Source organism: Kribbella hippodromi (assembly GCF_039531045.1).
Taxonomy (GTDB): domain Bacteria; phylum Actinomycetota; class Actinomycetes; order Propionibacteriales; family Kribbellaceae; genus Kribbella; species Kribbella hippodromi.
This window is the reverse complement of the sequence record NZ_BAAAPH010000022.1, coordinates 17,381-36,616: the sequence shown is the minus strand read 5'-3', so window position 1 is coordinate 36,616 and position 19,236 is coordinate 17,381. Positions and strand designations below refer to the sequence as shown.

The 19,236-nt window shown below is 67.4% G+C and carries 15 protein-coding genes; 5 read left to right on the top strand and 10 right to left on the bottom strand.

Annotated elements, in window-relative coordinates:
* Nucleotides 1-50 precede the first annotated feature (50 nt).
* From ABD260_RS28870 to ABD260_RS28855, 4 genes are all read left to right on the top strand, one after another.
* A complete protein-coding gene (locus tag ABD260_RS28870; protein ID WP_344238453.1) occupies nucleotides 51-740 on the top strand; it encodes a helix-turn-helix domain-containing protein in 690 nt (229 codons plus the stop codon).
* 584 nt (nucleotides 741-1,324) lie between these two features.
* The gene (locus ABD260_RS28865) at nucleotides 1,325-1,597 is read left to right on the top strand and encodes a twin-arginine translocation signal domain-containing protein (RefSeq protein ID WP_344238451.1); all 273 of its coding nucleotides are present in this window, start codon (nucleotides 1,325-1,327) and stop codon (nucleotides 1,595-1,597) included.
* 75 nt (nucleotides 1,598-1,672) lie between these two features.
* Nucleotides 1,673-3,052 carry a DUF4331 domain-containing protein gene (locus ABD260_RS28860; protein ID WP_344238449.1) on the top strand — a complete coding sequence of 460 codons (1,380 nt, stop codon included), beginning with the start codon at nucleotides 1,673-1,675 and terminating at the stop codon, nucleotides 3,050-3,052.
* Nucleotides 3,049-3,462: a hypothetical protein gene (locus ABD260_RS28855; RefSeq protein WP_344238447.1), complete on the top strand. Its 414-nt coding sequence runs from the start codon at nucleotides 3,049-3,051 to the stop codon at nucleotides 3,460-3,462. Before ABD260_RS28860 ends, ABD260_RS28855 begins: the two co-directional genes overlap by 4 nt.
* A 167-nt stretch (nucleotides 3,463-3,629) precedes the next feature.
* On the opposite strand, the gene ABD260_RS28850 is transcribed toward ABD260_RS28855, so the two are convergent.
* The 10 genes from ABD260_RS28850 to ABD260_RS28805 form a co-directional block, all read right to left on the bottom strand.
* Nucleotides 3,630-4,574, bottom strand: coding sequence for an aldo/keto reductase (locus ABD260_RS28850; RefSeq protein WP_344238445.1), 945 nt, complete (start codon nucleotides 4,572-4,574; stop codon nucleotides 3,630-3,632).
* Between the two features lie 69 nt (nucleotides 4,575-4,643).
* Nucleotides 4,644-7,118, bottom strand: a complete 2,475-nt coding sequence (locus ABD260_RS28845; RefSeq protein ID WP_344238443.1) for a glycosyl hydrolase family 28-related protein — start codon at nucleotides 7,116-7,118, stop codon at nucleotides 4,644-4,646.
* Nucleotides 7,115-9,049: a heparinase II/III domain-containing protein gene (locus tag ABD260_RS28840; protein ID WP_344238441.1), complete on the bottom strand. Its 1,935-nt coding sequence runs from the start codon at nucleotides 9,047-9,049 to the stop codon at nucleotides 7,115-7,117. The genes ABD260_RS28845 and ABD260_RS28840 overlap by 4 nt, the downstream gene beginning before the upstream one ends.
* Complete coding sequence (locus tag ABD260_RS28835; RefSeq protein WP_344238439.1) at nucleotides 9,046-9,885, bottom strand: amidohydrolase family protein; 840 nt, start codon at nucleotides 9,883-9,885, stop codon at nucleotides 9,046-9,048. Before ABD260_RS28835 ends, ABD260_RS28840 begins: the two co-directional genes overlap by 4 nt.
* Nucleotides 9,882-10,673: an RraA family protein gene (locus ABD260_RS28830; RefSeq protein ID WP_344238437.1), complete on the bottom strand. Its 792-nt coding sequence runs from the start codon at nucleotides 10,671-10,673 to the stop codon at nucleotides 9,882-9,884. Before ABD260_RS28830 ends, ABD260_RS28835 begins: the two co-directional genes overlap by 4 nt.
* A gap of 48 nt (nucleotides 10,674-10,721) precedes the next feature.
* Complete coding sequence (locus ABD260_RS28825; protein ID WP_344238435.1) at nucleotides 10,722-12,611, bottom strand: DUF8034 domain-containing protein; 1,890 nt, start codon at nucleotides 12,609-12,611, stop codon at nucleotides 10,722-10,724.
* Entirely contained in the window at nucleotides 12,592-13,911 is a 1,320-nt protein-coding gene (locus ABD260_RS28820) for an MGH1-like glycoside hydrolase domain-containing protein (protein WP_344238433.1), read from the bottom strand. Before ABD260_RS28820 ends, ABD260_RS28825 begins: the two co-directional genes overlap by 20 nt.
* A complete protein-coding gene (locus ABD260_RS28815) occupies nucleotides 13,908-15,416 on the bottom strand; it encodes an ABC transporter substrate-binding protein (RefSeq protein WP_344238431.1) in 1,509 nt (502 codons plus the stop codon). The genes ABD260_RS28820 and ABD260_RS28815 overlap by 4 nt, the downstream gene beginning before the upstream one ends.
* Before the next feature lie 43 nt (nucleotides 15,417-15,459).
* The gene (locus tag ABD260_RS28810) at nucleotides 15,460-16,383 is read right to left on the bottom strand and encodes a carbohydrate ABC transporter permease (RefSeq protein WP_344238429.1); all 924 of its coding nucleotides are present in this window, start codon (nucleotides 16,381-16,383) and stop codon (nucleotides 15,460-15,462) included.
* An 86-nt stretch (nucleotides 16,384-16,469) separates the two neighbouring features.
* A complete protein-coding gene (locus tag ABD260_RS28805) occupies nucleotides 16,470-17,516 on the bottom strand; it encodes an ABC transporter permease (RefSeq protein ID WP_344238427.1) in 1,047 nt (348 codons plus the stop codon).
* Nucleotides 17,517-17,622: 106 nt separating this feature from the next.
* Between ABD260_RS28805 and ABD260_RS28800 the strand changes: the two genes are divergently transcribed.
* Nucleotides 17,623-19,212, top strand: coding sequence for a hypothetical protein (locus ABD260_RS28800; protein ID WP_344238425.1), 1,590 nt, complete (start codon nucleotides 17,623-17,625; stop codon nucleotides 19,210-19,212).
* Nucleotides 19,213-19,236 lie beyond the last annotated feature (24 nt).

Here is a 19,236-nt window from a genome sequence, read left to right as displayed (position 1 = left end):
TGCAGCGATTGCAATCGCGCTCGCACCCGGCTGCGTGTTGCAATGGGAGAATGCCGGGAAGTCGTTTGACCTATCAGGATCGCGAGAGCATCGCGGCCGGTCTCGCAGCAGGGTTGGGCTACGCGCAGATCGCCCGACGGCTGCGTCGGCCGGCCTCGACCGTCAGCCGTGAGGTGCATCGCAACGGTGGCAACTCCGGATACAGTCCGGAGCACGCCCAACAGGCCACCGACGACCGTGCCCGCCGGATCCAGCACGCCGGTGAGCACCGTCCGAGCGGCGCGCAGGACTTCGAGCGGCTGTTCGCACAGCGGATGGTCGAGACCGGACTGCCGCAAATGCCGGCCGCGGTACTCGCGTGCCTCTTGGTTGCCGAAAGCAACAGCATGTCCGCGAGCCAGCTGATCCGGCGGCTCGGTGTCAGCCCGGCGTCGGTCTCGAGAGCCGTCGGATACCTGGAGCAGTTGCGACTGATCCGGCGGGCGCGCGATGCCGCCGAACGACGTGAGCGGTACGTGATCGACGACGATGTCTGGTACCGGTCGTGCCTGCAGCAGGTGCAGATCTGCCTCGCCTGGGCCGAAACCGCCCGCGAAGGCACCGAGATCCTCGCGGGCACCGAAGCGGCCAGGCGTCTGCGCGAGCTCGGCCAGTACTTCGACCACGTCGGCCACGACCTCGCCGAAGCCGCCGAACGCTGGCGCCATCTCATCACCCCACTCCACTCGAAAGCGCCGTAACCGCCTGCAGATGGAGAAGATCCGTCAATTCAGCGCAGTTTGCATTCGTTGCCCACCAAGCCCGCCCACCGCGCGCTTAGTACAGTGGCAGTTGGAATCGCTTTGACTTCGAAGGACTCGACGATCTGCGGCCGCCGCGTGGTCGCCAGAGCTGCCGGATGTGGCTCGTCGACGCTGCCCTAACACCCACTCCATGGGTCTGACCAGCGCAACCTCGGCCCGCGCCACCGTCGTCACCGGGGGTACCCGCGGGCAGGTGGCCTTCGGTGTCACCGTCCAACCCCAAGGCGACTCAGCCCACCTGACGCAGCCAACCTCCCGGCACACCTCAGCCCGTCGTGCAGCTCAACTGACCCCGTCAGCGAATCTGCCCGGTGAGCCGCCCGCTCCACGCACTGCGTGAGACGGGCGGTTCCTCCTGCGACCACCGCAAAACAGGCCGCGGCCCGAGGTCATGCAATTCCCACCCATCCGGCTGCCGGGGCGCGCCGAATACTCACGAGCCGAGAGTGTGATCCAGATCACAACAAATGCGACCAGGTCGCATCTGTCTCGGGTATTCAGCACGGAGGGAAGGAACAGGCATGAGTGACGCAACACGTCGCGGCTTCCTGGTGTTCGCCGGCGCGGGGACCGCTGCCGCGGTCGGCGCCGTCGCCGCACCGAAGATCTTCGGCGAGCAGTCCGCCGGCGCCGCGACCCAGCTCGAGGCAGCGGACCTCACAAACGCCGAATCGTTCGTCGTCCACGTCAAGGACGTGCAGACCGGTCAGCTGGCGATCATGGTCGGCGAGCGCGAGGTCCTGGTCACCGACCGCGATCTCGCCGCCCGGCTCGCCGGTGTGAAGACCACCTGACCGGCACCCGGTCCCCGACGGCAGCGCCGTGGCCTGCCGCCCACCTGAGCTCGCCCCTTACCTGGAGGAACTTTCATGTCTTCGCACCGCGAAGCGCCGGAGATCTCGAAGGACCCGGTCGCCGACAACACCGACGTGTACGCATTCGTGTCCCCCGACAAGCCGGACACCGTCACGATCATCGCCAACTTCATCCCGTTCCAGAACCCGTACGGCGGACCGAACTTCTACGAGTTCGGCGACGACGTGCTCTACCAGATCCACATCTCCAACGAGGGCGACGGCAGGGCAGACATCTCGTACCAGTTCCGCTTCCACGCCGAGATCCGGAACAAGAAGACCTTCCTGTACAACACCGGCCCGATCACCTCGATCAAGGACACCACCTGGAACCGGCCGCAGTACTACTCGATCACCCGAGTCGAGAACGGCCGCTCCCGCATCCTGGCCAGGAACCTGGCCGCGCCGCCGGTCAACGTCGGGATCCGCTCAACGCCGAACTACGCCAAGCTCGCAGGCGAAGCGATCCACACCTTCGGCACCAACCGCAAGGTCTTCGCCGGGCAGCGCGCGGACGGCTTCTTCGCCGACCTGGGGTCGATCTTCGACCTCGGCACACTGCGCCCGTTCCAGGCCGCGCACCTGATCCCGTCCGCCGCCGCGATGGGCGTCAACGGTCTGCAGGGCTCCAATGTGCACACCATCGCGATCCAGGTCCCGATCAGAGACCTGACCCGCGACGGCAAGACCCCCAAGGACGTGATGGACGCCAAGTCCGTCATCGGCGTCTACGCCTCCGCGAGCCGGCAACAGTCCCGGATTCTCGACGACCTGCTCGGCATCCCCGTGTGGCACGGCCCGTACAAGCAGGTCTCCCGCCTGGGCAACCCGCTGTTCAACGAGGTCATCGTGCCGATGGCCGAAAAGGACAAGTGGAACAGCCTGGCACCGCACGAGGACAAGCGCTTCGCGCAGTACGTCACCAAGCCCGAGCTCGCCGGCCTGCTCCCGGTCCTCTACCCAGGGGTGTTCCCGAAGCTGGCCGCGTACAAGAAGCCCCGCGCCGACCTGGCCGCAATCTTGCTGACCGGAATCCCGAAGGGCGTCGTACCGGGCTTCCAGAACCACACCGGCCCCGTCCAGGCCGACCTGCTCCGGCTCAACGTCGCCGTACCACCATCCAAGAAACCGAACCCGCTCGGACTCGTTGCCGGCGACCCGGCCGGCTTCCCGAACGGGCGCCGCGTTTTCGACGACGTCGTCACCGTCGAGATCCGGGCCGTCGCCGGCCTGACGATCCCGCTGGTCGACCCGTCCTACAAGACCGACGGCGCCGCGTCGGCGGTCAAGGACGGCACGTGCAACACGAACTCCGACTACCTCAAGGCATTCCCGTACCTCGGCACACCGGCCGGCGGGTACTCCTCCAAGCCAGGCATCCCCGCAGTGTCATGACCAAACCACTCACCAACGCCGAGGAAAACCCTCACGCAGGCAAGGGCTCATCGGTCCTGCTCGACATCGGCGACGGCGTCGGCGCCATCGTGATCACCATGCCCGCCGACCTCGACGACGCCGAAATCGAACGCCGCCCAACCGGCTGCACCACCGAAACACCGACCAACGCCAGCCACAACCACGGCCACGGGCATGGGCATGGACACGGGCACGATGAACACCGGCGCGGGTTCCCACACGTAGCGGTTGTTCCCCGACCGGCGGCGGACGGCGAGCTCGTGTACTCAGCCGTCTTCTTCGACGTTCCAGAAGGCAGCTACGAGCTTTACCTCATGCCAGACGGACCGGTACAACTCACCGTCGACGTCACCAGCGGCAACGTCACCGAAGCAACCTGGCCCCAATAGCCAGGCCACCTGGACCAACCGCCGGGACGGAGCAGGAACCAGTCCCGGCGGCTGGCGGCCATCAGCTCGCTCGCCGGCACAGCTTCGACGGGCTTCCAGGTGGCCCGCAGCAACTACGACAACGGAGCCACTTTGTTGTGGTCGTGGTCAACGGATGGGACGGTGAGTTACTGCGATTGGTGGCCAACGCCTACGGTGGGAACGGCTGCGAGCTCTGGCCAGAGGTCCGGTGGGACCGGCGTGTTCATCCACTGGCAGTCGGCGGTGACTTCCGCGGGAGTGCCGGCGCCGATCAAGACGGTGGCTACGGCTGGATGCCGCAGCGGAAACTGCAGCGCCGCCGCTGGGAGTTCGGTTCCGTGCCGCTCGCAGATCGACTGCAGTCGTTGGGCTCGGGCCAGCAGCTCGGGGGCCGCCGGGCGATAGTCGAAGCGGGCGCCGGGTGACGGGTCCGCGAGGATGCCGGAGTTGAAGACGGCGGCGGCAACAACCGCTGTGCCGCGATCGAGGCACAGCGGCAGCAGTTCCTCGTCGGCGCTGCTGTCCAGCAGGGTGTACCGGCCGGCCAGCAGCACCACGTCCAGATCGGCCCGCTGGATGAACCAGGCCGGTAGCGCCGGCCAGTTGACTCCAAGGCCGATGGCTCGGACCACTCCCTGATCGCGCAGTTCCCGCAAGGCCGGGTACGCCTCGTCCAGCGCCTGCGTTCGGCAGTCGTCGGGATCATGCAGATAGACGATGTCGATTCGATCCAGCCCGATCCGGTCCAGGCTCTGCTCCACGGATCGGCGGATGCCGTCGGCGGTGAAGTCGGCGATCGCAGTCCCGTCGGTCAGTTGCCAGCCGACTTTGGTCGAGAGGACGAGCTCCTCGCGAGGCTTGTCCTGCAAGGCACGGCCGATCAGCTTCTCGGACACGCCGTTCCCGTACCTGGGTGCCGTGTCGAAGTAGCGGATCCCCGCCGTCCACGCCGCATCCACGACCGCGGCGACCTGCTCGCCGGACATCGGCTCGTACAGACCGCCGAACGGCGCCCCACCCAGCGCCAGGCGGCCGACGTCCGGTCCGCCGCGCCACAGCCGACCCGATCCTGCATCAGCAGTGGCACTCATCAGGTCCTCGCGATGGTTGGGGTTGGCATGACAGACCTCCGGCCTGGTCGAAGTGGGGGCGCCGTAGGGTCAGACGGTGACGGTGTTGGTACCGGAGTCGACCAGACCGCCGGCTGGACCCTGGTAGACCGAATGGTCCTGCCGGGCCAGGATCTGGGCATTGACCGTGGTCGTCGAGGTGATCGTGTTGTTGACGACCAACGTCCGTGAGCCGAAAGTCCCCAGCGTGTACGGACTGCTGGCCGGAGAACCGCCGACCCGGACTCCGAACGAAGAGTTGCTGATCGTGTTGCGCGCGGCAACATTTCCGTAGAGCAACTTGGCTGCTGGGATCGGACCGGTTGGTGTACCACTGTCGGCCCACAGGATGCTGATGTACGAGATGTGACCGCCCGCGACCTGGTTGTCGTTGATCTGTGTGAACAGGCACAAATCCAAGGCAGGTTGGGCATAGCCGGTGTTCATCCCGAAGAACGCGATGCCGGCGCCGTCGGTACTCGGCGGGTTCGCCACCACCGCACCGGTGATGTCGAAATCGTTGCCGGCGGCAATGCACAGTGCGCTTGGACCGTAGTTTCCCAGGTACTTCGGGCTGGCAGTGATCGTGTTGCCGACGTACAACTGACGTTGATGCAGCACGGTCACCACGAAGACCGAACTCGTATCGGGGACAACGTCCCACGCAGTGTCGACGGTCAAGGTGCTCGTGGTGTTGGAGACGACCTTGCGTAGCTGTCCGGAGCCGGTGCCGGCTGTAATCACCACGGTCGCCCCGCGCGGGTCGAGGTTGCTGGCCAGGGCGAAGGTGACATCGGTCGTTGCGATCGTGGTCGCCGTGGCCGCGCTGGTGGTGAGGGAACGGCGTCCGCCCTGCACCGCGTTGAACTGATCACCGACCATCGACTCTCCGCAGTTGGTGGCCGGTTCGCCGGCTCCGACGACGGTGTTCTGGCCGCAAAAGATGTCCTCCACACCCCCGGCGTCGGGTGTCCCGAACACCGAGGCCGGCACCTTCAGGGCACCCGTCTGCACGGCGCGGGCGTAGTAGTAGGTTGTCGATCCGCGCTCGAAGTGGTTGCGCCGCACAACAAGGCGTTTGGCGCCCCATACCTTGATGCCCGAGTCATCGGCCTGCCGCTGCGGGCTGTTGCTCGCGCCCGCGGCTCGCGGGAAGAACAGCCGGAAGACGCTGTCCTGGATCCGGACATCCGTCACGGCGATCAGGAATGCACCGTTGGCGCAATGGAAATCGCAGTTGGAGACCGTCAGGTTGCGCAGGTTCTGGCCCAGCAGCCCGTAGCCGCCGACGTACAGCCACACATCCTGCGGATAGTCGACGTTTTCGACCCCCACGTCGGACAGCGTGACATTGTGACGGCCGTCGAGTTCGAGGCCGATAAGCCGGCGCTGATTGGTGTCGAAGGTGATTCCCGCGACGGTGACCGGGACACTCGACGGCGCCAGGTACAGCATGCCCTTGTCGTCGGCCGCGGACACGCCGTACGTGTCGGTGGCCTGCGAGCGCGGCATGCTCGGGCTGAAAACCGTCGAGTCACTCATCCGGACTGTTGTCACGGTCCGGCCGGCGCCGCGAATGACGACCGTCGCCAGACAGGCGCCGAGGCTCAGTTTGCCTGCGATGGAATAGGTACCGGCCGGAATCGTCACCTGCGCGCCGGTACTGCTGGCCGCGGCAGCGTCGAGGGCAGCTTGCAGCGCGGCCGTCGAGTCAGCCACTCCGGTCGGGTCGGCGCCGTGATCGGCGACCACGTCGATCGTCGTCGTCGGTGCGCCCGCGGGGGCGACGACTGCCAGGCTGAGGGTCTGGTCCTGGCCGGCTGTCCCGCCGTGACCGTTGGACACCCGGACCAGGTAGGTGCCGATCGTCGTCGAGGCGGGAACGTCGACGGTGAGGTGATACGGGTCGGAGTCGACGACCGACGTCGCCACAACGGCCGAACCGGAAACCAGCTCGACCGTGGCAGCGGCAGTGCCCAGCGTCAGGTTGTCACCGTAGACAGTGAGCTGATCGCCCGGAGACGCCTGCTGTGCGTCCAGAAACCAGGCCTGGGCGGCGTTCAGCAGGAACGGGGCGGAGAACGCCGTCCCGTCAGCCGACGACACGTAGATAGCGTACACATCGGTCGGCGACGCGGCCGGGATGACCAGGACGATGCTGTCATCCGTGACCGAGGACACCGTGGCGGCGACCGCTGCGACAGGCGGCGTGGCCGGAATCGTGCCGGGCCCGTTCGGTACCAGCCAGGCACGGGCCGAGGCCGTCGAGCTGAACCCGGAGCCGGCGATCAGAAAGGCCTCGCCAGACCGTCCCGATCGAACCTGGCGGCTGTACAGCACTGGTGGCTGGTCAACCGGCACCGAGTCCAACTGGACCGGAGCCGCAGCTGCCATGGCCGCAGGCCAGACGCTCGCGGCCGCGGCACCGGCGGCGACCAGTCCGGCCGTCGTCAGGAACGATCGCCGGGAAACACCTGAATCAGTGGGGGTTTTCGAGTCGGTCGGACGGTTCTCGCTGCTGGTCACAGTTCTCTCCTCGAAGGTGGTGCGGCGGAAGGTGGAGACGGTTCACTGCGTTCGGCGGCAGTCAGCCGCAGTCGATGGCTGCCCACCCGGTCTGCTGTCCGGGCGAGCAGAGTGACCCGATGGACCGCGCGACCCCAGACACGAGTCAGCAGGTCGTCGGTCAGGTCGATGGTCTCGATCCGGGCCTCGAACCGGCCGGCGTCGAAGCGGGCCAGGAGCGGACCGATGGTCAGTACGCCTGGCGCGGCGTACCGGGCCGGAATTGCTGTCATCAGGTGCAGGGCGAGCTCGGCCGGGTCGCGATCGAGGTCCCAGCTGTCGTCGATGTCGATCCGTGCCTCGCCGTGCTCACGCACCAGTCGCATCGACCGCCACCACGACCTGACTCCGGCGGCGGACGGATACGCAGGTCCGAGATCCAGCTCCAGCCCAGCGCTCGTCCCAGTCACCGTGGCGGCCACCCGTGCCGCTCGGTGGCCGGCACCGTGGGACTGTTCGTACCCGTCGACTGTCGGCACATTGTGGTAGCTGCTGCGCATCGTCCAGATGTCGTACCGCTCGGCCGAGAAGGTCCGTTCCGTGTAAGTGCCTACCCCCACATCGATGATCACCGGCGAACCGTCATGGGCGACGATCCAGTGACCGACGTCGTTGTGATTGTGGTTCTCGGCGTTGTGACCTGCCTTCGCGGCCAGGAACAGTCCGTCCGCCGAGCCTGGGTGTTCGCGCGCGACCAGTACTTCGGTGTCCGGCAACCAGGTTTCCCCTGGGTACGGGAAATCGGCAGTGCCCGCAGCGGCCCAGTCCTGGTCGAACAGGACGCCCAGGCAGCTGGCCAGCGAGGCGCCCGGCGTCACCGGCGCTGGATAGCGATCGGCCACTGCGGCCAATGCACCTGCGTGTGCGACCACCTCCGGGTCGTGGACCGCCCGCCCGAACCGGTGTAGCAGCCCAGGCACCACAGTCCCTGGGCGGGGAAGCGCGAACCCGTCGGCGAAGTTCACATGCCAGGATCCGCCAATGTGAGCGGCGAGCGGGTACCGCGCGATCCGGCCGAGCAAGGGCTGTTCGAAGGCGTCGAAGACCCCGCCGGTCGCCTGGTGCAGAATCTCCAGGCACTCGAAGAGCGTGGCGCCGGCGCGCCACCAGTAAGTGATTCCTTCGTCGCAGCCGCCGTCGGCCGGAACGTGAGTGAGGTACTGGTCCAACCCGCGCAAAACACGGTCCACTGTGGCGATCTGGTCCCTGCTGTCCGACTCGACCAGAAGCGCCGCGGCCAGCACATTGGAGTGGATCCAGGGGTTCCAGTTGTTGCCGGCGTCGTACCAGAAGGTTTCGGCTGCCGCCTGGTACGGCACCAGAACCCGGGCCCGCACCTCGCGATCGATGCGTTCGGCAACCAGTGGATGCTCGGCCCGCAAGATCGAACCGAGCACCGACGCGGCGTACGCCAGCAAGGCTCCGGTCTCGGCAGCGAACAGGTCAAGGGTCGGCGCCTCCTGGTCGGGCAGCGGCCGGGACTCATGGGCCGGAAAGCACCACGAACTCTCCTCGCACAGTAGCCAGATGCCGTCGATCGCCGACAGCAGGTACTGGGCACGGTCGGCCGGCGAGGCGGCCAGGCCGGTTGCGAGGACCGCGCGCGCCAGCCGGTCGCGGCGCTCCAGGTACGGCGTCTCGAACGACTGCCGATTGCCGTCGATGCTGAACCGCAAGTACCCGGAGGCAGTCAGTTCGGGCCACGGAGTGGACCGCTCATTCTCTGCTTCGGCAAGGAGTCGCTGCCCGTACTCCTGGTCGACCGACGCCCAGGCCGGTCGTTGATCCACGGTCGGGTACGGCTGCCATCGGCCGGCAGCGGTCAACGCACGGGCCAGTTCCGCCGGGGGAAGCAAACCGGCCAGCCCGGCAGTGAACCTGTTGTCGCTCATCGGCAGGCCTCCTGGCGTGCGACGGCCGAATAGACCGACCGGGCTGTTGCGCCCATCACTTGCTGTACGTCGGCGGAGTCGGCCCCGGCGTCGGCGAGGGCGGTTCGGGCCAGAGCAAATGGGTCACTGCCTTCGGTGCCGAGCAGGGCAACCGGCCAGTCGGAGCCGAACACCAGACGTTCGGGACCGACTGCTGCCAGCAAGGTCGCCGTCGCTTCAGCCAGCAGTTCGCGGGCGGGGGTCCGCCCACCGACACCACGAGTGGCCAGTCCGGAGAGCTTGTAGATCACGTTTGTGGCGCCGACCGCTGCGAGAGCGTCGAGTTCGGTACGCCACCCGGTCCCGCCGACGACCAGGCCGGCCAGGTGGTCGAGCACCACGGCCACTCCGGGATGCTCACTGGCTACCGCGACGATGCCGCGTACGTCGGCCGGTTCTGCGAGGACATCGACGGTCAGTCCGGCCGACCAGGCCAGCTCGAGCAGAGCCGGAGTTACGGCAGCCGCGGGCACCCGGATTCCGGCCAGCCGGTCTCCTCCCGGACCTGCTGTCAACGCCGCCAACCGGCGGGCCTCGCCGTTACCAGGTCCGAGCGATCCAATCACTCCGTGCACCATGGTGCGATGAGCGTCGGCCAGCGCCAGCAGGTCGGCGGTCTCGGCCGGGTCTGGCAGGGCCTGCACCAGGATCACCGGCATCGCTTCTGTGGTCGCACGCACGTAGTCGTCGAGCCCGAAGTCGCGTTGCAGCACCGGCTCGGTGATCCAGTCGTACGGCCGGCGACGCAGGTCCCAGACGTGTACATGTGCATCGAGAGCACCTGCGGAGCCGCTCAATGGTCTGCCCCTTGTGCTGCCTTCCAGGACTCGTACTCGTCCCAGTTCGACTCTGACACCGGGTAGTAGTCGGTCAGCCGACCGCCTTCCTCGATCCGGAGCCGGGAGAATTGCTCCCATTCCTCGTGCTCCAGCGAGGTCGTCGCGATGCCGGCGGCCAGCGCCTTCGGTACCACCACGGCACCGTCCTCGTCGGCGACGACGGCATCGCCCGGCAGGACCAGAGCGCCACCGGCCGCGATCGGAACGTCGTAGGCCCAGGGGAACAGCTCGGACTGGGATGCGTAGTTCGGCGTCACCCCGGTACACCAGATCGGCACGCCGAGAGACCGGACCGCGGCGGCGTCCCGGATACAGCCGTCGACCACGATTCCGGCGCCGCCCCGCTTGCGGAAGTACCGGACCAGCATCTCCCCCAGACAGCCGGTGGTACTGCTGCCGTTGGCCTGCACGACCAGTACATCGCCCGGCTGAATAGTTTCCAGTACCGCCCACAAAGCAGTGCCCCGCTCGATGGTCTCCTGGGCCAGACCGGAGTAGACGTCTTCGCGTTGCGGCATGAACTGCAAGGTGACCGCCGGGCCGGCGATCGTGGTCCCGGCCCGCGGTTCCAAGGGGCGGGGCCCGTCGATGAAGGCGTTCCGGATTCCGGCCGAGCGCAGCTTCGCACTGGCAGTGGCGGCACTCAGGCCGGCGAGGGCACTGACCTCGGTGGGATCGGCGCGACGGAACTCCGGGCCACGGACCGGAATCGGCCAGGCCGCATCGGCTGTCGTTTGTACACTCATCGCAGCACCGCGTCTTTCTGCTTGAAGGGAACCCCCGGGCAGGGGTGATCAGCACACGGTTCGGGTGCTCTGGTGGCGCGGCTGGACCGCTCGCAGCCGCAGGGTGAGGTCCAGGGCGATCTGATGCCCGGGAGGCAGGACGACCTCGACCGCGGAGGCATCGAGGCCGGTCTGAGACGTGGCTGCCGGGGTCTCGGGCAGCCGGACCGCGGTGATCCGGTGTTCGCCGAACCAGCCGGCCGCTACGACGACACGGCGGGTGGCACTCGCCGACAAGTTGACCAGCCGTACGCCGGCTCCTTGGTCGTCGACCCGGGTGACCAGGGCAGCCACATCAGGTGGAAGTCCAGGGCGGAAGCGGTCGGGGTCGTAGTGCCGGAGCCGTCCGGCCAGCAGACCGCCGTTGTAGAGCACTTGAGGCGTACCGGTCGTCAGCTGGAGCAACGCCTCGGTGAGTACCGGGTTGAGCTGTTGCCAGAAGTGCAGTTCGTCCGGCCCGCCGGGGACGGCGAGCTGCTCCATGAGTCGCATCCGCCGGCCGACTTCGGCGATCGCGACACCGAGCATGCGTTCGGGAAACTCCGGGTTGCGGCCGGCCAGGTACTCCAGCCATGGTTCCTCGTGGCCCGACTCCATCTTGTCGCGGAACGGCCGGACGGTTCGCCAGTCGTACCCACTCGCGGCATGCATGCGGGTGATGCGCTCGGCGTCCTGGTGCTCCCCTGAGGCGTGCCACAGCCAGGTCGCGAACGGCACCGGCGGCGGCTGGTAGTCGAACCAGCCCTTCGGCCCGTGGCGGTTGGGAACCAGGACGCTGTGGGCCGCCAGGTCGTCGCCCAGATGGGCGGCCCAGATGTCGCGCAGGCTCATCGGTTCGTCGGCGATCACACCCTGCTTCGCGTGGGCCCACGTCACCTCGAGCGGATTGCGGGCCAGATCGAAGCGGTTGCGATCCCCGTCGACGAGGACAGCGTTGAGCGCCCCGACAACGGCGGCAGCGCCGACGCTGTGCAGGCCGTGTGGCCACGTCCAGCCGTAGTGCCCGCCGTACCAGGCACCGTCATGCAGCTCCCCGACCAGCCCGGACGGCCCCACGTTGTCCGGCAGGATCCCAACGGCCGACATTCGCTCTCGCCACGCGTCGACGTAGTCAAGGACCCAGCTGGCGAGGTCGTCGGCGCCCGTGAACAGCCAGGCGTTGGCAACCAGACTGGTCGCGCTCAGGTTCACCACCGTGTCGCCGCATCCCACCCGGCTCTGCAGGGCCGCACCCATCCGCCCGGCGTTCGCCGGGTCGGCCAGATCATCCCAGTCGGTGATTCCAGGCAGGTCGTACAGCGGCAGACCCCAATGCCGCATCCCCGAGTCGTGCCGGTAGGTGCTCCAGCCGTCGCCCAGCCCTGGCCGCGGACCGCCTGCGCCGGTGTGCGGAGCGCGGATGATCCGGCGGCCGGGATCGTAGTTGCCGCTCGGGGACTCCGGCAGGTACAGCCGGGCGAAGCGATCGGCCCGTTCGGCGAAGGCCTGGTCGTCTGGGTCGGCCGCACACAGACCGAAGAACAGGAGAAGGGACTCGCCCTGGTGGAACCAGTCGTAGCCGCGTTCGAACTCGCCGATCAGCATGCCGAGCTCGGTCAGTTGCGCCGTGATCCCGCGCCAGTGCTGCTTGGTGCTGTCGAGCAGGTCGTCCGCGCCACCGAGGAGGTACAGCGTCGGCCAGTTGAAGAACGACTCGTAGAAGTCGTCGACGCCGTCGCGGGAGTTCAACGTGTACGGGAACTCCAGCCGGCCGTCACCGGTCGTGTACCGGGCCGTGAATTCGCGGCGGCCGCGGTCCATCAGGTCGAACAGCTGACGTTGCAGTACGGCCCACCGCGGCGCCTCCCCGGTACGCGCCGTCGCCGTCAACCGGATCCGCTCAGAGCTCGGTCGGGTCATCGCCGTTCTCCACATCGGAAAGGATCCGCAGCGCCAGCAGGTTCCAGGACAGGAAGCCCGGGTTGAAGCCCGGCCGGCCGGACTCCGCGTCGTAGAACTCGTGGATGGTGCCGTTGGCGGCCAAGTCGGCTGCCAGCAGGCCGACGAAGCGCCCGGCCACTCGCAGGGCCTCCGCCCGGTAGCCGTACCGGGCCAAGCCGTAGCAGGTGAGCATCGTGCTCAGGCCCCAGACCGGTCCCTGCCAGTTCGAAGGATCAGCCATCGGCAGGTTGTTGTACATCCGATCGTCGGCAGGCGTGGAGCGGATGCCGAAGCCGGACAGAAACCGGTCCGGGTTCAGCACGTGCGACCGGACCAGTCGATCGGCCTTTCCGTGATCGGCCACCCCGGTCCAGAGCGGGAACAGGCAGCCCCAGCTCTGTACCTTGTACGGCAGCTCCCAGGTCACGTTCTGCAGAGTGGTTCCCTGACGCGGGGGAAGGTGCAGGTGGTAGTAGGTCTCGTCCACCGGATCCCACATGTAGGTGTTGATCGACTCCGTCAGCGTGGCCGCCGCGGCCCGGTAGTCGGCGGCACCATCGGCACCCAGCCGATCGGCCAGCGCCGCCATCGCCCGCAGCTCCCGGACGTGAAAGCAGTTCATGTCCACCAGCGCGACGTCTCCGCCCGGGCGGCCGTAGATGGCGCGATCGTTGTCGATACCGGAGCCGGCTCCGTCGATCCAGGTGTACAGGTGGTGCCGGCTCCGACAGTGCCGATCCCACCAGTCCCGGATGGCGACCAAGGTCGGCCAGACGGCCGGCAACCAGGACGGTTCCGATTCTCCCAGCCGCAGCACGGCCAGCGCCCACTGCGCATGCACCGGCTGCGCGACATGCTCGTACGACGGCACTCCGGACGCGTCGATCAGGCTCGGTGGACGCCCTTCGCCGGTAACCGCGGCCAGCAGGTTCCGCAACGAGCCCGCAGAGGCTTCCGGATGCTGTTCCTGTACGGCCAGGCCGGTGAAGTACGCGTCCCAGGTCCACAACTGGTCGTACGACGCTCCCGGCACCAGATAGGGGTGAGCGAGGGCCGAAGAGTTCACCACGATCTCCGGGACCTGTGCCAGCAGCGCGGCGCGGACCAGCTGCCGGGCGTCGCCGGGTCGCGGCGGATACCTGAACGGCAGCCGCGGAAACGATCCGGTGCCCTCCCGTGCGGTCCAGCGCTCGAGGTCGTACGACGGCGACCATGCTGCGCTCTCGCCGTCCGCGTCCACCGTCCCCACAACTCCTTCAGCCCGTTGTACGGTGGTCATTTCGCGGACTTCAGCTTGTCGAGCTGGGTCTGGGCTTCCTTCAGGATCGCCGGCAGGCCGGCCTGTTCGACCCGGCTCAGCAGCGCGGAGATCCCGTTGGCCGGATCGACCAACCCGTTCAGCAACGGCTTGAGGTACTCCCCCATCGCCGCGCTCACCGTGGCGACCTGGGTCTTCACCTTGCTGGTGTCCAGCGAAAAGCCGATCGCCTTCGACACGACCGCCTTCGCGTTGACCTGCGCTTCCACCTGCCAGCGCTTCGCCTTGGCATCGGCCAGGTCCCGGTAGTAGGCGTTGAACTGGTTGCCGAAGGCCCAGTCCATGTTCGGGTTCCACTTGCTGGTTGCCGCCGTCTGACCGGCCGGCAGACCCACCACGCCGAGCGCCTTGTCGGTGAAGACGTAGTGCTCGCCCTCGATCCCGAAGCACATCAGGTTGTAGAACGCCTTGTCGGAGTTCAGCAACTCCAGGAACTCGAGCGCCTGCTCCGGGTGCGCGGCGTTGTGGCGGACGCCGTTCAGCGTCGCGCACACCCCGTCGGTGTTGAGGATCGGCTTGGCCACCAAGCTCTTCCCCAGTGTGGGGAACTGCCAGTACTGCGGATTGGTCGGGGCGACCTGGCCGCTGTTCACCGCGATCTTGCCGGCACTCATCCGCGTGTTCATGTCGCCCTGCGACGGCGGAGACGCCACCGCGTACCCCTTCTGCTGCCAGCCGCGGATCAGGGTACAGGCGGTCCGGAACTCGGGGGTGTCGTACATGTTGAACGCGGTCAGTCCGGCGTCGTCGTGGCGGACCGCGATGCCGTACGCCTGGGCGATCGGATCCCAGCCGTACAGCTCCGGGTGGAAGACCGTGCAGTCGGCGCTCAAGTCCGTGGCCCACGGGGTGATGCCGCTGCCGGACTGTTTGACCGCCGCCAGGAACGGTTCCAGGTCCGCGAACGAATTCACCGCGCCGAGATCCAGGTGGTGCTGCTCGGCCAGCTTCTGCTGCACCACGAAACCCCACAACTTGGGGAACCGCTGCTGGTTGATGACTCCGTAGATCTTGCCGTTCACCCGGGCCGCGTCCCAGACACTGGCCGGCATGCTCTTCCACAGCTTGGGCGCGTACTTGGGCAGCAGATCGTCCAGCGCCATCAGGTTCCCGCTACCGACATTGCGGTAGTAGTCATTGGCCCAGGGCGCGGTGAAGAAGACATCGGCCTCGGAGTCGGCCGCCATCGACAAAGTCATGGCCTGGCTGTAGTTCTGCACCGGGGTCAGGGTGATGCTGAAGGTCTTGCCCTTGCTCTTCAGATAGGCGTTCATCGCGTCCTGGACCACCCCCGCGTCCGATTCATTGGTGTTTCCAATGAACTGGAATCCGAGACCGCTGCCCGACGACTTGGCAGCGCCCGAGGAGCAGCCGGACAGCAACGGCCCGGAGAAGGCGACGGCGCCGCCGGCCAAGGCCAAGCGGCCGGTGTTCTTGAGCAGGGTGCGACGAGAGAATGCAGACATGCTGGGACCTTTCAGGGGTTCGTGCCGGCACCGCGCCGGACAGTCAGTCCTTGACTCCGCCGAGGGTGATGCCCCGGATCAGGAATCGCTGGACGAAGAAGAAGGCGACGACGATCGGGCCGATGGCCAGCACCGCGACGGCGGCCCGGAGCGTCTGGACAGGGACGTCCAGGGACTGTCCGGCGAACTGGCTCTGCGAGGTGACGAAGTCGATGTTGGTCAGGATTCGGTACAGGAACAGCTGGACCGGGACCAGCTTGGCGTTGGTGATGTAGAGCAGGCCGAGCCACCAGTCGTTCCAGTAGAGGAGGGCAACGAACAGCCCGACCGTGGCCAGCGCCGGCTTGGACAGCGGCAGCACGATCCTGGTGAACAGCTGCCAGTCCCCGGCGCCGTCCACCCGGGCCGCGTCGAGGATCTCGTCCGGCAACTGGGAGAAGAAGGTCCGCAGCAGCAGGACGAACCACGGGGACACCAGGTACGGCAGGATCAGCACGAGCAGGGTGTTCTGCAGGTGGAGATACTGGGTGATCAGGATGTAGGCCGGTACCAGGCCGCCGCTGAAGATCATCGTGAACAGCACATAGAACGACAGCGGCCGGCGCAGCCGGTAGGAGCGCTGGGCCAGCGTGAAGGCCAGCATCGACATGACCGCCAGCGATACGAGCGTACCCACCGTCGTCACCAGGATCGAGACACCGTACGCCCGCAGAATCGCGCTCGGATCGTTGAGGACGTAGCGGTACGCGAAGGTGGAGAACTGCCGCGGAATCACCGAGTAACCCTTGGCGCTGATGGCCGACTCGCTGGAGAACGAGGCGGAGACGATGATCAGCAGCGGCATCACGAAGGCCAGCGAGACCAGGGTCAGGGCGCCGTGCATGACGATTCTCGGTATGTCGACCCGCGGCCGGGACCGGACCGTGGCCGGTCGGGGCCGGTCCAGAGTTGGCGCCTGCAGAGCCATGCCCTTGAGTCCTTTCTGTCAGTGCTGTCCGAAGAAGCGGTGCTGCTCGGAGAAACGGTGGTCGGCCGGCGTAGCGCCAGGAACCCTCAGAACAGCGCGTTCTCACCGCTGCGACGGCGTACCCACCAGTTGGCGCCGACCACCAGCACGAAGCCGACGACGGCCTGGTAGAAGCCCGCTGCCGCGGCCATGCCGATGTCACCGGTTGAGGTGAGCGACCGGTACACGTAGGTGTCGATCACGTCCGTGGTCGGATACAGCGTGGGACTGTTCAGGGTGACCTGGAAGAACAGCCCGAAGTCGGCGTTGAAGATGTGGCTGACCGACAGCAGCACGTTCATGATGATCAGCGGCGTCAGCAGCGGCAGCGTGATCCGCCGGATCTGCGCCCAGCGGCCGGCGCCGTCCAGCGCGGCGGCCTCGAACAACTGCGGGTTCATCGCCATGATCCCGGCCAGGTAGACCACTACCCAGAATCCGGCGCCTTTCCAGACCTCCACCACGGTCAGGACGAGCGGCCACCACCCCGGCGAGTTGTAGAAGTCGATACCGCTGCCGCCGAGACCTCGCACTACATGGTTGACGATGCCGGTATTGCTCTCCAGAAAGGTGAGCACGAAGTTGGTGATCACCACGTACGACAGCACATACGGCAAGAACATCGTCGACTGGTAGACCCGGCTGAGCCATCGCGAGCGGTCGCGGATCTCGTTGAGCAGAAGGGCGAGGCCGAGCGACACCAGCAGGTTGGCCGCGATGAACAAGCCGTTCATCCCGACGGTGTTCCGGGTGATCCGCCAGGCGTCGCCACCGACGAGCAGGTACCGGAAGTTGGCGAGACCGACCCAGTGGCTGCCGAGAATGCCGGTCGACGGCCGGAAGTCCTCGAAAGCGATCGCGAGACCGGCGAGTGGCAGGTAGTGGAACACGAACAGCACCAGCAACGCCGGCGCTCCCATCAGCAGCAGCACCAGATCCCGCCGCAAACGACGCGCGCGGCCCGGCGAACGCGGACGCCGACGATCCCCCGCTTCGCTCGACCGCGCGCCGTCCCCGTCCCGGCGCAACTCGCCGGTCTGATCCGATCGCGTCGCCGCTGCCGTGCCGGTGTCCGACGGCTGCGCCGCTATCACGGGATTCCCTCGGTACGACACGTGAACCTCCGGATGCCCTGGCCGAGAGCCGGCTCAGACGCTTTCGTATTGACTATACAATGCGATGGTCTGTAATATTCACTGCATGTCGTTGCTTCGTCAAGCCCCCGTCCCCGGAACGCGAACAGCAGCGCTCCAGCGGATCGAGACTGCGCTGGAATCGCTGGCCCCCTCCGAACGGCGCGTCGGCGAGGCGATTCTGGCCGACCCCGGCTCGGCCATCGCGCTCTCGATCAGCGAGTTCGCCGAGCTGTGCGGGGTCGCCCAACCGACCCTGTCGCGGTTCGCGAAGAGCATCGGCTTCAAGGGCTACCCGGCGCTCCGGCTCGGCATCGCCCACGATTTCGCCGGCGACGAGCAGTCGAGCACCACCCGGACGACGGCGACGAGCACCGCCTCCTCGGTCTACCGCGACATCCGGGCCGATGCCTCGCTCCCGGATTTGGCCGATGCGCTGCGGGACGCCAGCTCGGTCGAGATCTGGTCCTCCGCGGAGCTGGCCGCCGGAGCGAACCTTCTGGCCGCCGAGCTCCGGGCGCTGGCCGTGCCCTGCGCAGCGTCCGCGGTGCCGTCCCATTGGGAGCTCCGGGCAACGGGCCTACCCGCCGGCGCCGTCGTCCTGCTGCTGGCGACGGCCGGCAACGATGCCGTCATCACGCGGGCGATCGAGCGCGCCCGGGAAGCGCAGGCCACGATCGCCACCGCCTCCTGCGGTTCAGGTCTGGCGCCGGCCGCGCCCACCGATCTGGTGCTGTCCCTCCCCGCATTCACACCGAGCGAGATGCTCGGCCTCTGGGTGGCCGAAGCGGTGACCGACGCGGTCCGCGAGGCATCGAGCATCGCGGGGCCGGCCGGTCCTGCCTCGCCGTGGTTGCCCTGGCCGCACCGCCGCGAGGTCTTCCTGCCCACGGACGGGACCGAACCAATTCCCGGCGTCCTGCTGCACCACCAAACTCAGGTGTCCGCTCCATCGCTGGTGCTGTATCTGACCGGCATGCACGGCTCGGTCGCCGCGGCGGTCCAGCCGGCCACCCGGGACAACCACATCGACGCGGCCATCATTGCTGCTTTGCTCAATGCCGGCCACAGCGTGCTGGTGACCGACAACCCGGCTCACGGCGCCCGCAAACGGCAGTGGGAGAGCCCGGAGGAATTGATCCGGTCGAGCCTGCAGGGAACCGGCGACGACCTGCTGGCTCGGTCCCGCGCAGAGGCCACCGCGCTCGTCGACGGCGCACTGGCCCTCGGCATCATCGACGACCCCCGCCGGCTGGCCATCGTCGGACAGTCGTGGGGCGGACTGCAGGCCCTGCTCAAGATGTCCGGCGACGCCAGGATCGCCTGCGGCGTAGGCATCATGCCGCTGTGCGACGCGGCGGCACTCGAGCCGTTCCACGAGTTCGCCGACACACCTCGCGTGCAGGCCAACAGTCTGCTCGGTCCGCTGGCCGACACCATCGCCCCACGCCCGCTCCTGCTCATCTCAGGCTCGGACGACCCCACTGCAACCCACGACCAGGTCGACCGTTTCGCGGCCCGCCTCAGCCCCGAATACGCCGGCGCCGGAAAGAGCGCCAACCTCGAACACATCCAGCTCGCCCACACGGCCCACCACTTCGACCCCGGCCAGATCGAGCACACCATCGAATGGCTGACCCGCCACCTCAACCACTGACCTCGGTGCGGCCGTCGATCAGCG

What these genes read in the sequence shown, in the direction of transcription:
- ABD260_RS28825 (WP_344238435.1), bottom strand. Translation starts at nt 12,611, where the DNA reads ATGACCCGACCGAGCTCTGAGCGGATCCGGTTGACGGCGACGGCGCGT.
- ABD260_RS28860 (WP_344238449.1), top strand. Translation starts at nt 1,673, where the DNA reads ATGTCTTCGCACCGCGAAGCGCCGGAGATCTCGAAGGACCCGGTCGCC.
- ABD260_RS28865 (WP_344238451.1), top strand. Translation starts at nt 1,325, where the DNA reads ATGAGTGACGCAACACGTCGCGGCTTCCTGGTGTTCGCCGGCGCGGGG.
- ABD260_RS28800 (WP_344238425.1), top strand. Translation starts at nt 17,623, where the DNA reads ATGTCGTTGCTTCGTCAAGCCCCCGTCCCCGGAACGCGAACAGCAGCG.
- ABD260_RS28810 (WP_344238429.1), bottom strand. Translation starts at nt 16,383, where the DNA reads ATGGCTCTGCAGGCGCCAACTCTGGACCGGCCCCGACCGGCCACGGTC.
- ABD260_RS28840 (WP_344238441.1), bottom strand. Translation starts at nt 9,049, where the DNA reads ATGAGCGACAACAGGTTCACTGCCGGGCTGGCCGGTTTGCTTCCCCCG.
- ABD260_RS28855 (WP_344238447.1), top strand. Translation starts at nt 3,049, where the DNA reads ATGACCAAACCACTCACCAACGCCGAGGAAAACCCTCACGCAGGCAAG.
- ABD260_RS28870 (WP_344238453.1), top strand. Translation starts at nt 51, where the DNA reads ATGCCGGGAAGTCGTTTGACCTATCAGGATCGCGAGAGCATCGCGGCC.
- ABD260_RS28830 (WP_344238437.1), bottom strand. Translation starts at nt 10,673, where the DNA reads ATGAGTGTACAAACGACAGCCGATGCGGCCTGGCCGATTCCGGTCCGT.
- ABD260_RS28815 (WP_344238431.1), bottom strand. Translation starts at nt 15,416, where the DNA reads ATGTCTGCATTCTCTCGTCGCACCCTGCTCAAGAACACCGGCCGCTTG.
- ABD260_RS28850 (WP_344238445.1), bottom strand. Translation starts at nt 4,574, where the DNA reads ATGAGTGCCACTGCTGATGCAGGATCGGGTCGGCTGTGGCGCGGCGGA.
- ABD260_RS28820 (WP_344238433.1), bottom strand. Translation starts at nt 13,911, where the DNA reads ATGACCACCGTACAACGGGCTGAAGGAGTTGTGGGGACGGTGGACGCG.